Annotated in this window: 14 protein-coding genes and 1 other RNA gene; 9 read left to right on the forward strand and 6 right to left on the reverse strand. The window is 31.6% G+C overall.

Translation table 11 applies throughout. The features are described from left to right. Positions 1–50 precede the first annotated feature (50 nt). The 4 genes from HX088_RS00880 to HX088_RS00895 are packed head-to-tail and all read right to left on the reverse strand — an operon-like array spanning position 51 to position 4,030. Complete coding sequence (locus HX088_RS00880; protein ID WP_286482988.1) at positions 51–1,766, reverse strand: phospho-sugar mutase; 1,716 nt, start codon at positions 1,764–1,766, stop codon at positions 51–53. An 8-nt stretch (positions 1,767–1,774) separates the two neighbouring features. After that, positions 1,775–2,479 carry a GIN domain-containing protein gene (locus HX088_RS00885; RefSeq protein ID WP_171623123.1) on the reverse strand — a complete coding sequence of 235 codons (705 nt, stop codon included), beginning with the start codon at positions 2,477–2,479 and terminating at the stop codon, positions 1,775–1,777. Between the two features lie 15 nt (positions 2,480–2,494). Next, complete coding sequence (locus tag HX088_RS00890; RefSeq protein WP_171623124.1) at positions 2,495–3,457, reverse strand: glycosyltransferase family 2 protein; 963 nt, start codon at positions 3,455–3,457, stop codon at positions 2,495–2,497. 3 nt (positions 3,458–3,460) lie between these two features. Next, complete coding sequence (locus HX088_RS00895; RefSeq protein ID WP_286482990.1) at positions 3,461–4,030, reverse strand: DUF4199 domain-containing protein; 570 nt, start codon at positions 4,028–4,030, stop codon at positions 3,461–3,463. 178 nt (positions 4,031–4,208) lie between these two features. Here HX088_RS00895 and HX088_RS00900 point away from each other — a divergent pair, with 178 nt between their 5' ends. The 7 genes from HX088_RS00900 to HX088_RS00930 all read left to right on the forward strand — a co-directional run bounded on the left by HX088_RS00900 (position 4,209) and on the right by HX088_RS00930 (position 11,272). Continuing rightward, positions 4,209–4,484 (forward strand): hypothetical protein, encoded by a 276-nt coding sequence (locus HX088_RS00900; protein ID WP_225541301.1) that lies wholly within the window; start codon positions 4,209–4,211, stop codon positions 4,482–4,484. A gap of 145 nt (positions 4,485–4,629) precedes the next feature. Further along, entirely contained in the window at positions 4,630–5,589 is a 960-nt protein-coding gene (locus HX088_RS00905) for a helix-turn-helix domain-containing protein (protein ID WP_286482991.1), read from the forward strand. Continuing rightward, the gene (locus HX088_RS00910; protein ID WP_286482992.1) at positions 5,586–6,710 is read left to right on the forward strand and encodes a tetratricopeptide repeat protein; all 1,125 of its coding nucleotides are present in this window, start codon (positions 5,586–5,588) and stop codon (positions 6,708–6,710) included. Before HX088_RS00905 ends, HX088_RS00910 begins: the two co-directional genes overlap by 4 nt. A 124-nt stretch (positions 6,711–6,834) precedes the next feature. After that, an RNA gene (ffs, locus tag HX088_RS00915) (signal recognition particle sRNA small type) lies at positions 6,835–6,933 on the forward strand. 82 nt (positions 6,934–7,015) lie between these two features. Further along, complete coding sequence (pyrG, locus tag HX088_RS00920) at positions 7,016–8,668, forward strand: CTP synthase (RefSeq protein WP_286482993.1); 1,653 nt, start codon at positions 7,016–7,018, stop codon at positions 8,666–8,668. Then, positions 8,646–10,490, forward strand: coding sequence for a membrane protein insertase YidC (yidC, locus tag HX088_RS00925; protein ID WP_225539830.1), 1,845 nt, complete (start codon positions 8,646–8,648; stop codon positions 10,488–10,490). Before pyrG ends, yidC begins: the two co-directional genes overlap by 23 nt. A gap of 215 nt (positions 10,491–10,705) precedes the next feature. After that, positions 10,706–11,272, forward strand: coding sequence for an acetate uptake transporter (locus HX088_RS00930; protein ID WP_171623131.1), 567 nt, complete (start codon positions 10,706–10,708; stop codon positions 11,270–11,272). A 64-nt stretch (positions 11,273–11,336) separates the two neighbouring features. Here HX088_RS00930 and HX088_RS00935 read toward each other — a convergent pair whose 3' ends face one another. Further along, positions 11,337–11,651, reverse strand: coding sequence for a GlsB/YeaQ/YmgE family stress response membrane protein (locus HX088_RS00935; RefSeq protein ID WP_260544502.1), 315 nt, complete (start codon positions 11,649–11,651; stop codon positions 11,337–11,339). A 115-nt stretch (positions 11,652–11,766) separates the two neighbouring features. Here HX088_RS00935 and glmM point away from each other — a divergent pair, with 115 nt between their 5' ends. Together glmM and HX088_RS00945 are read left to right on the forward strand one after the other, a co-directional pair. Continuing rightward, positions 11,767–13,149, forward strand: a complete 1,383-nt coding sequence (gene glmM / locus HX088_RS00940; RefSeq protein ID WP_188319619.1) for a phosphoglucosamine mutase — start codon at positions 11,767–11,769, stop codon at positions 13,147–13,149. Positions 13,150–13,241: 92 nt separating this feature from the next. Beyond that, positions 13,242–14,621, forward strand: a complete 1,380-nt coding sequence (locus HX088_RS00945; RefSeq protein ID WP_286482995.1) for a tetratricopeptide repeat protein — start codon at positions 13,242–13,244, stop codon at positions 14,619–14,621. A gap of 61 nt (positions 14,622–14,682) precedes the next feature. Here HX088_RS00945 and HX088_RS00950 read toward each other — a convergent pair whose 3' ends face one another. Beyond that, the gene (locus HX088_RS00950; protein ID WP_286482996.1) at positions 14,683–15,780 is read right to left on the reverse strand and encodes an inorganic phosphate transporter; all 1,098 of its coding nucleotides are present in this window, start codon (positions 15,778–15,780) and stop codon (positions 14,683–14,685) included. Positions 15,781–15,810: the final 30 nt, after the last annotated feature.

The raw sequence follows: 15,810 nt of genomic DNA on the forward strand, positions 1-15,810 counted from the left end.
ATGAAAAAAGCCATCTGAAAAGATGGCTTTTGAATTATTTTAGTTGAGATTTATTTACTGAAATCGACTTTCAATAAATCAATTTTTGCTAATAATTGTTGTTGAACAGTTGTATATTCTTCTTGCGATGCTAAAGGAGCATTGACAGAGAAATAATATTTAATTTTAGGTTCTGTTCCCGAAGGGCGACACGCTACTTTACTGCCATCTTCTGTGTAGAAAATTAAGACATTTGATTGAGGGATATTAATCGTTTTCTCTTCTCCAGAAACTAAATTTTTGTCGATTGAAGATTGGAAATCTTTTACACGAATAACTTTAGAACCGGCCAATTCTTTTGGAGGATTTGATCTGAATTCTACCATCATTTGCGCAATCAATTCAGCACCTTCTTTTCCTGGTTTAACAATGCTAATTAAATCTTCTTGATATGCTTTTCCTAATTCAAGGTAGATTTCAGTTAACTTGTTATATAAAGAACTTCCTTTTGCTTTTTGTACAGCTGCAATTTCAGAAACTAATAAAGCTGTTGTAACAGAATCTTTGTCTCGAATAAAATCACCCACCATAAATCCGAATGATTCTTCACCTCCTCCAACAAATTTTTCTTGGCCTTCGAATTTACGAATCATATCTGCAATCCATTTGAAACCTGTTAAACCAACTTTACAATCAACATTGAATTTTGCTGCGATATCATAGAAGATGTCAGACGTTACAATAGTTGAACCAATAAATTCTTTTCCAATTAATTTACCAGCTTCTTGCCATTTTTCTAATAAATAATAAGCCAAAACAGTATTCATTTGGTTACCATTTAATAAAACGATTTTACCTTCGTTGTTACGCGTTGCAACACCAACACGATCGGCATCAGGATCTGTACCAATGACAACATCAGCACCGATTTCGTTTGCCAAAGCAACCGCCATAGTTAATGCTTCTGGTTCTTCTGGATTTGGCGATTTTACTGTAGGGAAATCACCACTTGGAATTGCTTGTTCAGCTACTTGATGAACTTGTGTGAAACCAGCTTTTTCAAAAGCTTTTGGTGTAATGGCAACAGAAGTTCCGTGAATAGATGTAAATACAATTTTGATATCTTGTTTACCTTCTTGCGTAAAACTACCGTTTGCTACACATGCATCAATAAAGGCTTCGTCAATCTCTTTTCCAATGTAAGTTAATAAGGTATCATTTCCTTGAAATTTAATTTCTTCAACTTTTACATTGTTTACTTCGTTGATAATTTCACCATCTTGTGGTGGAACAATTTGCGCACCATCATTCCAATATACTTTGTATCCATTGTAAATAGGAGGGTTGTGAGAAGCTGTTAAAACAATTCCTGCATCGCAACCTAAATGACGAACTGTAAACGATAATTCTGGTGTTGGACGGAAAGATTCGAATAAGTAAACATTGATTCCGTTTGCTGTTAAAACATCAGCAACCATTTTTGCAAACGTATCCGAATTGTGACGCACATCGTATGCAATGGCTATTTTTTTCTCTTTATTTGGAAATTGTTGATTGATATAATTTGCTAAACCTTGAGTGGCGGCACCAAGTGTATATTTGTTCAAACGATTTGTTCCAACGCCCATTATTCCACGCATTCCTCCTGTACCAAACTCTAAGTTTTTGTAAAAAGAATCGTCTAATTCGGTTGGATTGTTATCGATTAAATCTTGAACAGCTTTTCTTGTTTCCGCATCGTACGCGTCAGAAAGCCATAATTGAGCATTTTCTAAACTTGAAATCATTCTTGTTTTTATTTTTTAAGTACCTGGGCGCGGTCAGTTACTTTTGTATCCTTGTTTGGATCGCCCATGAAATTTACGATTGAGTTTCCTTTTGCAGCACCATATAATGTTTGACGAGCATTGATATCTAACAAAGCATTATCGTCTGTTGTGAAATTAGCTTCATTCACTTCATATTTAAACAAATCTAACTTTGCTTCTCCATACGCTTTTACTTTCATTGTTCCTGCAGTTCCTTCTAACATGATATTAGTTTGGTCATCCGCTTTTAAATTAAAGTCATTGGTAATCAAAAAAGTTTGACTTATTCGCGCTTGATCTGTGACATTCATCTCTAATTCATCAACATTTAATGTTCCTGAAGTGGTCAAAGAAGTTTGTTTATTCACATCAATTTTTTCTAAATCACGTGTTACATAAACATACAAATCATAAGCGCTGTATTGATCTACATTTGATTTTTCTTTGATTGAAAGCGTTTGATTATTTGCTGTAACTTCTAAATTATCGATAATATTTTGGTGCGATTCTACTTTAACTCCAGTTGTATTTCCTGGAACTAAAATAACATTACAATTACATGAAACGCTCAAATCTTTGATGTTGTCAGCTGTATATTCTTTTTGAGCTGTTGCTACGCCTTCTCCATCAATAGACGATGAGCAAGAAGTGGCAATTAAACCTAAAAATCCTAATAAAATAATCTTTTTCATAGTTGTTGGTTTTAATTAGTTTAAATTCAATTCTTTTTGAACTAAATACAATTGTTTTTCTCTGTTGTTACGAACAATTAACTCGCCCAAAAATCCCGCCAAAAATAGCTGTGTTCCTAAAATCATAAAAACCAATGAAATGTAGAAATAGGGACTGTCTGTAATTAATCTTGCAGGAGAATGTGAAATATAAACTTTGTATAATTTTTCGATTCCTAAATAAAAAGAGGCAAAAAATCCTAAGATAAACATCAAAGTTCCTAATAAACCGAAAATATGCATGGGTTTATTCCCAAATTTTGAAGCAAAAAATAGTGTAATCAAGTCTAAGAAACCATTGACAAAACGATTTGCACCAAATTTTGAAACGCCATATTTACGCGCTTGATGTTTTACTTTTTTCTCAATAATTCGAGAATAGCCTGCGTTTTTAGCTAAAACAGGAATATAGCGATGCATATCTCCATACAACTCGATATTTTGCGTTACTTCCCAACGATAAGCTTTCAAACCACAGTTAAAATCGTGCAATTTTACACCCGAAGTTTTGCGTGCTACACCGTTAAATAATTTTGAAGGAAGATTCTTTGTCAGTTTGTTGTCTTGACGATTCTCTTTCCAACCCGATACAATATCTGCTTTGTTATTTTTAAGCATTTTATATAACGACGGAATTTCCTCAGGAAAATCTTGTAAATCGGCATCCATCGTAATCACAACATCGCCTTTTACTTCTTTGAAAGCAGCACTTAATGCAGGAGATTTTCCATAATTTTTACGGAATTTAATTCCTTTTACTTCAGGATTGAAGTTGGCAATATATTCGATAATTTGCCACGAATCATCTGTACTTCCGTCATCAACGAAAATAACTTCGAATGTAAAATCATTCTGCTCACAGACTTTTTTGATTCTGTAGAATAATTCCTCTAAGGAATCTTGTTCGTTCAACAAAGGAACAACAACTGAAATATTCATATGTTAAAAAACACGTTTTTTTAAGAATTGTGAAAACATTACTGAAATTGCAATGTAGAAAGATAAGAAAATTGAGAATAATCCAAAAAAGTTTTTAACAGTAAATAAATTTAATGTTTTATAATCATCCGAATTTCTAAATGTTTCGATATCTTTTGCGATTTTAGGATCAGACATATTTGATGTAAAAGTGTCTAATAATCCTTGTTTCAAACTATCTTGAGCCCATTCACCATACGTATTAAAAAATACAAAGATGACAATCAAACTAATGATTCCACCAAAGAAGATGGTGTAAAAACCAATCTTGAATCCTTCTTTAAAGGTCATTAAATCTTCTGAAGTTTGATGATTTTTAGCTTTCGCTCTTGATAAATTGAAAATAGTGAAGAAACAGTATACTGCATACAATGGTAATACTACGAAACAGCAAATCATGAAGCTGTACGTGTAATAATCTTGTACAGAAACGGTTCCGTTAAGAGAGAAATAAAAGTATAGTGCAAAAAACAATACTAAGGTAATTCCCGCCAGCACTAATGAATTTTTGAAAATTTTATTAAAACTAATCATTTTGCAAAGATAAATATATCCTTTATTCTATGATAGTTTATTTTGTATGATTTAAAAGGTAATTTATATTAAGAAATCAATTATTTTTGTTTGTAAATGATTTCATTATTTAAATATTTTTTTAGCTGTATCTCTCATCACTTCGTCTCTATTAATAGTAGAAGTGAATGATAAAACGATGCCTTTAGACGAATATTTACATGATTATAATTCTGTTTTATACAACAATCCTTCAGAAGTTATTTCGAATGCAGAGTTTTTGATTCGAAATTTGGATAATAAAAAAAATATTGCCGAAACTTATCTGCTTTTAGCTTATGGTCATTTTTATGCTGGGAAAAATGATAAAGCTTTAGAAAATGCTGCTCTTGCGAATCTGGAAGCATTAAAAACATCGAATATAAAGCTAATTGATGATTCAGAATTGAATCTATCAACAGTATCATTTATATGATTTTTCTGAAAAATATATTGCTGAAAATCATTCAGAGAATGTAATTTCAATAAAGGCTTCACAATTTTTTAATCAAGGAAATTTTGGGAAATGTATTGAAACGTTTTTAGGTAAAAAAAAATTGACGATTGAGGAAAAACTTATTTTGTCAAAGGCTTATCTTAAAAATCATCAATATGATAAAGCCTTTCAATTACTTCAAAATCTAAATCAAAATGATGCACTTGGTTTGTATTTTAAAACAAGAATAGAATTGTATTTGGGAGAATTGTACTTTGATAAAAGGGAGACAGATAAAGCGCTAAATCATTATAAAATTGCGTTGATTTTGGCCAAGAAATTAAATCATCCTTATTTAATTAACGATGTTTATTACAATTTGGGAAGCTTGTATTTAGCAACTCATTCTATTCACGAAATTAATTATTATAGCGAAAAGTATGACTCCATTTCTACGTTGAATTTATTGATGAATCAGAAAATTAATAATGAAATTTTTTATCATCAATCAAAAATAATCCAATTAAAGCAGCAAAAAACAGAAGATTTATTACAAAGACTTATCATTTTTTCCTTTGTTGTGTTATTCTTAACTATCCTTATTTATGGTTATATTCTGAACAAAAAAAAGGAAAAATTAGGTGTTGTTACTACAATTTTACAAACCATAAAAGAATCTAAAAATGAAGTTGTACAAGCTGATTTGGAAACTAAATATTCGCAAAAAACAGATTTGTTGTCTAAAGATAAAGAATACGCGCTTTTGCAAAAGTTAGATTCTTTTGAGAAAACGAATAAATTTTTATCCAAAAATGTTTCGTTAAGGCTTGTTGCATCTAAACTTGATACCAATACAAAATATCTGAGTGAGGTGATTAATCGTCATAAGAAAAAGAATTTCAACACTTATATAAACGAACTTAGAATAAAATATATACTGAATAAGTTGACAACCGATTCTAATTATTTGAATTATAAAATCAGTTATTTAGCGGAAGAAGCGGGGTTTTCTTCGCACAGTAGTTTTGTGTCTGCATTTAAAACTTTTACAGGAACTACACCAACACTTTTCATTAACACTTTAAGTCGAACAGCAGAATTATGAGAAAAATACTATTGATGTGGCTGATGTTGTATGGTAGTTTTATTGGTTTTGCGCAAAGTGATTCGATTAAAATTAAAAATCTTTACGAAGAAGCCAAGACAAATGTTTATAAATACCCAAAACAAGCAATAAAACAAATCGATGTTTTGATAACTCAATCAAACATAAATGCTAAACAGCTGGTTGATATTTACTTTTTAAAATCTACTGCATATTCTAATTTAAGAGACAATGAGAAAGCATTGGAATATTTGAATAAAACCTATGAATTGGTTAATGTTTTAGAAAATAAAGGACAAAAAGTAGCTGCGCTTCATCGGATTTCATCTATTTATCATAGTTTAAAATTATATGATAAATCGCTTGTTTACCTGAATGAAGCTGAGAAAACAATTCAGAATTTAGAAAATAGACAGGAAAAATTAGAATCGGTTGCCTATAATTACACCGTAAGAGGGTTGATTTTTAAAGATCTGAATAATACCAATAGCGCAATAAATTATTTTAACAAAGCCATTAGGAGTTATAATCAAATAGAGAATAGTTTTGTTGCAAATTCTAATAAAAGTGTTATTTATTATAATTTAGGATATTGTTATTTAAAAACAGATTTGAATACCGCTGAAAAATCATTTATCACATCTTACGAATTATCAAAATTAACAGCTACAAAAATCTTGATTGCTTATTCTTTAAAGGGGTTAGGAGAATATTATTTTAAATTAAATAATTATGAAACATCAAATAAAAAGCTGAATGAAGCATTAATTGTATTGGGTGATATTGATGATTCTGTTTTGCAACGAAATATCTATAGTTTAATAGGGTTGAATAGTATTGCACAACAAGAATGGAAGCAATTCGAGAAAGCAGATAGCTTGAGTACTTTGTATGCTAAAAAAGTGTTGAATTCCGAGAACAAAACCATTAGTATAGCAGTTCAATCTTTAAATCACGAAGCCAAAGTTAGTACCAAGAAAACATTGTTCAATGCCCAGTTAGTTGGTGTTTTTTCTCTTTTTATTTTGATTCTTATGACTTATGTTTTTTATAATAAACAAAAAAAATTAAATAAATGTATTCTTCAAAATCAAGAAGAATTGGTTGATCTTCTTCGTTAAAAGTAATTTTTTTTTCTAATATAATTTATTCATAATGAAAACGAAATGTTCTTTCGATTGTTAAACGAAGGAAAAAAATCTTCAAAATACTTTTATTTTATCAAAACATTCTTACCTTTGCATCAGGCAAGTCCTACACAACCAGCTCCTGTTGAATCCTCCAGGACGGGAACGTAGCAAAGGTATACGGTCGTAGCGGTGTGATGTAGATCGCTTGCCTATTTTTATTTCTCTAAATTTCACTCCCACTTTTTTTTACCCCATTATTTATTCATAAATTTGCAACCATTGATTTAAAGAATTCAATGGAAACAAACAAGACACCAAAGTACATTTTCGTTACCGGAGGAGTAACATCGTCGTTAGGAAAAGGAATCGTAGCTTCTTCATTAGGAATGCTATTAGAAGCTAGAGGATATAGAGTGACAATTCAAAAATTAGATCCTTATATCAATATAGACCCAGGAACACTTAATCCTTACGAGCATGGAGAATGTTACGTGACGGAAGATGGTGCAGAGACCGATTTAGATTTAGGACATTATGAGCGTTTCTTGAACCGCGCTACATCTCGTGCTAATTCAGTTACTACAGGTCGTATTTATCAAACAGTTATAGAAAAAGAACGTCGTGGAGATTATTTAGGAAAAACAGTTCAAGTTGTTCCTCATATCACAAACGAAATCAAACGTCGTATCAAATTATTAGGTAATACAGGTGATTACGATATCATCATTACTGAAATTGGAGGTACAGTGGGTGATATAGAATCTTTACCATATATCGAAACAATTCGACAATTAATTTGGGAATTAGGTGAACATAACTCTTCAGTAATTCACTTAACATTAGTACCATATTTAGCTGCTGCAGGTGAATTGAAAACAAAACCAACACAACATTCTGTTCGAACTTTAATGGAAAATGGTATTCATGCCAATATTTTAGTGACAAGAACTGAACATCATTTACCAAAAGATGTCAAAGCTAAACTGGCATTATTTTGTAATGTTCGCAAAGAAAACGTAATCGAAAGTATGGATGCAGACACAATTTATGAGGTTCCATTTTTATTACATGAACAAAATTTTGACGAAGTTGTTTTAAAAGGCTTAGATTTGCCAACTGATCAAGAACCAAATTTTACAGTTTGGAACAAATTCTTATCAAACCATAAAAATCCTAAAAACGAAATTGAAATTGCTTTAGTAGGTAAATATGTTTCGTTACATGATTCTTATAAATCAATTACAGAAGCGTTTGTACATGCTGCAGCAACTTGTGAAACAAGTGTAAAAGTTCGTTGGGTGTATTCTGGAGAAATTACAGAAGACAACGTTGGAGAGCAACTGAAAGGTGTTGCAGGAATTTTGATTGCACCAGGTTTTGGAGATCGTGGAATTTTAGGTAAAATAATTGCTGCAAATTATGCACGAAGAAATAATATTCCAACATTAGGAATTTGTTTGGGAATGCAAATTATGGCAATCGAATTTGCACGTAATGTATTAGGTTACGAAAAAGCAGATTCAGCAGAAATGGATTTAACAACGCCTTATCCAGTCATTAGTTTGATGGAAGATCAAAAAGATGTATCGGATAAAGGAGGAACAATGCGTTTAGGAAATTGGAAATGTGAATTAGCTGAGCATTCAAAAATCAAAGCAATTTATAATTCTGAAGAAATCTTAGAGCGTCATCGTCATCGTTATGAATTTAACAACGAATTTTATGATGAATTTGTTGAACATAATTTTATCCCAGTTGGTAAAAACCCAGAAACAGAATTAGTAGAAATTTTAGAACATAATCAACACCCATTTTATATTGGTGTACAATTCCATCCGGAATATAAAAGTACAGTTGCTTCGCCACATCCTTTATTTATAAGTTTTATCGAAGCTTCTTTATTGAATAAACAAAATGATTTATTAAATGCAACAAGAGAAAAAATTTGATTTTAACCAAACGATTGGTTTTATTTTAATTGCTATTCTTTTTGGCGTATTCTATTATCTTAACAGACCTTCGGAAGAACAAGTCGAAGCTCAAAAGAAAGAATTAGTCCAAAAGCAAGAGCAAGCAAAAAAACAGGAACAATTAAACAAAACAGCTACAACACAAGCTTTTCAAACTGTAGATCCTACATTAGCAAAAGATGTTGAAGTGAGTAATGATAAACTTAAAGTTAAGTTTTCGCCAAAAGGAGCTCAGATTGCTGATGTTCAAATTATCGGTTATGATGCTTTTGATGCGAAAAAAGATGGAAACAAAGATCCTTTACATTTAGTAAAAAATGGATCAAGTAAATTCAACTTATCATTCAAAACGAAACAAGGAGCTGTTCTTAATGTTTCGGATTTGGTATTTGTACCACAGGTGCAAAAAAATGCGAACAATACAATTGTGACGTTTACAGCCAATGCGGAAAATAGTCAAATTCAATACATCTATACATTAGGAGATTCTTATGGGATTGATTTTGAAGTAAAAACTCAAGGTTTATCTAATATTACTTCAGAAAATAAAGTCGATTTAGCGTGGACGATGGACGGTTTCAGTACAGAGAAAGGGAAAGATCAAGAGAAATATTGGTCACATACTTATTTTCAGTTCAAAGGAAACAAAGACATCGAATACGAATTATTTGGAGCTGATGAATGGCAAGAAGAGGAAGCAATTTCTTGGGTAGCGAATAAACAACAATTCTTTGCGACAGTTTTATCTAATGACGAAGGGTTCAAGAATACAAAAGGTGGATCTATCAATTCGGCTGAAGAAGACTTAACGTATAGTAAACATTACAATTTAAGTTCTCAAATCGATTTAAAAAATAGTGAAATCAATTCAAAATTCACATGGGATTTTATTCCATTGGATTATAAAATGTTGAAAGATTACAACGACAAAGGATTCCAAAACTTAATCGATTTTGGTTGGGGATTATTTGGTTGGTTGAATAAATATTTCTTCTTGAATATTTTCAAATGGTTAGCTTCTGTAGGAATCACTTACGGATGGGTAATCTTCTTGATGACAATCGTTGTGAAATTGGTTTTATCTCCAATTATGTACAAACAATACCGTCAATCAGCATTGATGAAAGTTGTTCGTCCTGAATTGAATGAAATCAACGAAAAATACAAGGATCCGAAAGATGCAATGAAGAAACAACAAGAAACGATGGCTATTTATCGTAATGCAGGTATTAATCCATTAGCAGGATGCTTACCAGCTTTACTACAAATTCCTATTTTCTATGCGTTGTTCCGTTTCTTCCCAAACTTAATCGACTTAAGAGGTGCTCCTTTCTGGTTCGTAGAAGATTTAACAGCTTATGATGATATCATCAGTTTGCCAGAATGGGTTCCGTTCTTAAATGGTCACTTAAGTGTATTTGCTTTATTATATATCGTTGCAATGATGGTTTATTTTAAAGTATCAGGATCTATGGACAACTTCCAAATGCCACAACAAGAAGGAATGCCAAACATGCAATTCATGAAATACATGATGTATGTAATGCCAGTTTTCTTCTTTGTATTCCTTAATAATTATGCCTCTGGACTATCATGGTATTATTTAGTTTCTAATACGATTAACATCTTTATCGTCTTATACATTAAGAGGTTCATGATTCATGAAGCAAAAATTCATCAAATTATTGAAACGAATAAAACGAAACCTAAAAAACAAGGTAAATTTGCTACTCGTATGCAAGAAATGATGAAGCAAGCTCAAGAGATGCAAGAGCAACAACAAAAAAATAAAAAGAAATAATAATTTCTAAAAGACCATTCTAAAAATCCGTTAATAATAATTAACGGATTTTTTATTCATTAAAGACAGTAAGGTTTTTATATAATTAATCTATTGTTAATAAAATGGTTAGTGTCTTTGTAAAATGTTTGTAGTGTATAAAATACACTTTTTTTGAATAAAATGTTTTTTATTTATTATTTTCAGATTATTATTGTCTTTAAATAATAAATAAGATGAATAATATTTACTCAATTAAAGACCAAACAGCAAATCCTGGACCGCTTGGTTTGTATGGATTTGCCATGACTACAATTTTACTAAATATTCATAACGCAGGTTTTTTTCCCGTCAATAGTATGATCATGGGAATGGGAGTTTTCTTTGGAGGCGGAGCGCAGTTTGTAGCTGGAGTGATGGAATGGAAAAAAGGAAATAACTTTGGTAGCATTGCTTTTATGTCTTATGGAGCATTTTGGTTATCACTTGTTTTTACTTGGTTAGCACCAATGTTTGGAGTGGAAAAAGCCGACGGAAATTCGATGGGTTGCTATTTAGGAATGTGGGGATTTTTTTCCTTAATTAATTTTTTACAAACGTTAAAAGGTAGTTTGGTTGGTAAATTACTATTTGGATCATTAACCTTATTATTCTTTTTATTGGCTGCTGCAAACTTTACGGGTGACGAAGCTATCCTAAATTTTGCTGGTTGGACCGGAATTATTTGTGGATTTATAGCTTTTTACGAAGCATCGGCTATTATGATTAATCAGAAGTACGAAAAAACAATTCTTCCATTATAAAATAAACATAAAAAAATCCTTTCGCAAAACTGCGAAAGGATTTTTTTATATAAAGAATAACGAATTATTTATTAAACATTGGTGCTAAAAATTTTTTCCAAATAAATAGTAAAATCAACGCTCCTAAAATAGAGAACATCCAATCAAATGGACTAAAGAAACTTACTTCTCCATCATGAGAAATTCCTAATATAGTTCGCATATAAGCTCCTAAATAAGCACCAACAATACCAATTAAAGCTGTTACCCAAAAACCTCCTGGATCTTTTCCTGGCATGATGGCTTTTGCAATTCCTGCACAAATAAGCCCGAAAACAAGGTAAACTAAGAAGCTCCAAACTCCTGTAATAGTCAACATAATAAATGAAGTTGTCATCATAATTAATAATATTTTTAAAGGTTGTAAAATAATGTTAAGCAAAACTTAACTAAAATCGTTCCAAAAAGATAAGAAAACTTTTTTGTATTTTTGTATTACTTATAAAATAAATTATATGTCTTTAATAAAATCAATTTCGGGTTTTCGTGGAACAATCGGAGGAAAGCCAGGAGATAACTTAACGCCCATTGATGCAGTAAAATTTGCTGCTGCTTACGGAACATGGTTAAAAAATCAATCAACTCAATCAGAGTATAAAGTGATTGTTGGCCGTGATGCTCGTATTTCAGGTCAAATGGTTTCTCAATTAGTTTGTTCTACTTTACAGGGATTGGGTATAAATGTGGTTGATTTAGGATTGTCTACTACCCCGACAGTCGAAGTAATGGTAACACATTTACACGCAGATGGAGGAATAATCTTAACAGCTTCTCATAATCCAAAAGAATGGAATGCTTTGAAATTGTTAAATGCCAAAGGTGAATTTGTTTCTGCTGAAGATGGTGCACAAATTTTAGCTTTTGCTGATAAAGACGATTATACATTTGCAGAAGTCGATAATTTAGGATCTTACGAAACATTTGATGATGCAATTGACTTACATATCGAGAAAATTTTATCTTTACCTTTAGTTGACGCAGAAGCTATCCGTAACAAAAATTTTAAAGTTGCAATTGATGCAGTAAATTCGACTGGAGGAATAGCAATTCCCAAGTTGTTACAACGCTTAGGAGTGATTCATTACGATATGTATTGTGAACCAAACGGACATTTTCCACACAATCCAGAACCGTTAAAAGAACATTTAGGCGACATCTGTCAAAAGGTGGTTGATGAACAAGCTGATTTTGGAATTGTGGTTGATCCAGATGTAGATCGTTTGGCGATTATAGATGAAAAGGGTGAAATGTTTGGTGAAGAATATACATTGGTTGCAGTGGCAGATTATGTATTGTCCAAAACACCTTCAGCAACGGTTTCTAATTTATCTTCTTCTCGTGCTTTACGCGATGTGACGGAGAAATATGGTCAAAAATATTCGCCTTCAGCAGTTGGAGAAGTGAATGTTGTGGTGGAGATGAAAAATGTTGAAGCTAAAATCGGTGGAGAAGGTAACGGAGGAATTATTTATCCAGAATTACATTACGGACGCGACTCTTTAGTTGGTATCGCTTTATTCTTGACACATTTAGCTGAACGAAATATTCCAGTTTCTGAATTGAGAGCATCTTATCCTGCTTATTTTATGGCAAAAAAGAAAATCGAATTAACTCCAGAAATTAACGTAGACGAATTGTTAATGAAGATTCAAGAAGTTTACAAAAATGAAGAAATCAACACTGTTGATGGTGTTAAAATAGATTTTCCAACCGAATGGGTTCACTTAAGAAAATCGAATACAGAGCCAATTATTCGTATTTACACAGAAAGTACTTCAGAAGAAAATGCGAATAAATTAGCAGATAAAATGATCGAAAGTATCAAAAATATTATTTAAAACAATCTGTTTTAATTGTTTAATAAATGTGCAAAACTCTTACAATTCGTTGTGAATTTTGCACATTTTATTTTGTAAATTAGTTTGATATTATGGACGAAGATTTTTTTAATAACGAACTGATTGAACGTTTTGAACAAATGCTTGAGAATCGTGAGTATAAATATTACGATTCGGAAGATTTGGTCGAAATAATTGAATTCTATATTGAAGTAAATGATAGCGAATATGCCAAACGTGCATTGGATTTTGCAGAGAAAATGCATCCTGAAAATATAGAAATCAAGATAAAGAAGATAGAATATCTACTTTTGATTAATGAGTTGAAACGTTCGGCGAAATTAATTCAAGAACTAAAAGTAATTGCGGCTAATGAATTGGATTATTTATTAGTACAAGCACGTTTTTGGGGAATGAAAAAAATGTCTCGAAAAGCAATTCGTTTTTATGAAGAGGCGTTGTCGATAGATGATGATGAAACTGATTTTATTTGCAATTGTATCGGAAACGAATTTTTAAATTTAGATGAAGTTCAGTCAGCTTTAATCGCATTTAGAAAAGCTTTAAAATTTAATCCAGAAAATGACTATTCTTTTTATTCGATTATACAATGCTTCGAAGAAATTCATAATCCAGAAGAATGCATCGACTTTTTGAAAGATTTTATTGATGATAATCCTTATTCTGAAGTAGCTTGGTTGCAACTTGGGTTATTGTATAATCATAAAAAGATGTTTAAAGAAGCTATAAACGCATTAGATTATGTTATTGCAATTAACCCAAACTCTATAGTTGGTCATACGAATAAGGCGTTTTCTTTTGAAGAGTTAGGGGATTACAACAAAGCCATTGAAACGCTAGAAGAAACTTTAGAGTATGATGATTCTCCTGCGTTGACGCATTTTAAAATTGGGGAATTGTATGAAAAATTGAAAAAACCTCAAAAGGCATTAAAAGCTTATCATATTGCCATAAAAGAAGACCCGCAATTGGATAAAGTTTGGGCAAAATCTGCTGCATTGTATGATAAGATGGGAAATTTGGATGAGGCAGAGTATTATATTCAGCGTGCAATTGAGTTAAATGATGACAACTCTGAATATTATACCAATTCTACGTATTATTTCTTGAAACAAATGAAGTTTGAGGAAGCATTAAGTAGTTTAGTAAAATTGGTTGAATTGAAACCTTTGGTTTTTAATACTTGGTTTGCCTATGTAGAGACCTTAATTGCAATTGGCGAATATGAGCAAGCAATTGCAGTTTTGTTAACAGGGGCTTTGAAGAACTTTAACCGAGCCGAATTTTTTTATCAACTAAGTAATGTTTATTATTTGATAGATGAGGATAGACTTGGGAACGAAGCATTAAGAAATGCTTTGAGTATGGATATTACAATCAAAAAAATGATGTTTGAAAATTATCCGATTCTTCAAGATAAAATAAACGATATCTTTGAAAATGATGATTAATTAAATCAAAATAGGTGATCAAATTTGACCGCCTATTATATTATGTTTAAAATTTTTTGTTCTAGAAAAATAATGTGAATAGGAAGTAAAAACCACTAGCTATAAGTGCAGAAACAGGAATTGTCAAAATCCAAGCCCAAAGTAAACTTATTGTTACACCCCAATGAACAGCAGAAACTCGTTTTACCATTCCAACACCAATGATAGAACCTGTGATGACGTGTGTTGTTGATACAGGCATTTTGATGTGTTCTGTAAAGAATAATGTAATTGCTGAAGCTGTTTGTGCAGTAAAACCTTCGATAGGGGTTATTTTTGTAATTTTGTTACCCATTGTTTTAAGAATTTTCATTCCTCCTCCTAATGTTCCTAAAGCGATTGCGGAGAAACATAAAATTGGCACCCAATCATGAATATCAGTACTACTTGAAGTGATGAACCAATCTTTCCAATGAAAGATATCATTCAAAACCCAGTCATTCATATCAGTATTTGCAATGGCAGTTTGGTTTGCAAGTAAAGCGAACGTGATTACTCCCATTACTTTTTGCGAATCATTTAATCCATGACCAATACTTAGCATAGCAGAAGAAAGCAATTGCAATTTTTTGAACCATGCATCAGCTTTATGTGGTTTAGCATTTCTACAAAGATTAAGTGTGATAATGTAAATTACGTTTCCGGCAATTAAACCAATAATCGGTGCAACAAAGATGAAAGCAATTATGGTTAAAATAATTGTACTGTTAACAGCCGAAAAATCGAAACCAGTTGCAGCTAAAGCACCTCCAGCTAATCCTCCAATTAACGTATGCGAGGAAGAGGAAGGAATACCTAATTTCCATGTTAAAATATTCCAAGTAATTGCAGCAGATAGTGCGGCCATAACGACAACAGATGGATTAGATCCAAATGCTACAACGACATCTTCTTTAATAATTTTAGCGATTGTATCTGCGACTCCAAATTCTCCGATGATATATTTTGCTATGAAAAAGGCAACAAAGTTGAAAAATGCAGCCCAAATAACTGCTTGAATTGGAGTGAGTACTTTAGTTGTAACGACTGTTGCAATAGAGTTTGCGGCATCATGAAAACCATTCAAGAAATCAAATAAAATGGCTAAGCCGATAATGATAAATAATACAGTTAGTTGCATTGCGCAAATTTAACAATTTCTTAATTTTAA

Source organism: Empedobacter sp. 225-1, assembly GCF_030328185.1.
GTDB classification, from domain to species: domain Bacteria; phylum Bacteroidota; class Bacteroidia; order Flavobacteriales; family Weeksellaceae; genus Empedobacter; species Empedobacter stercoris.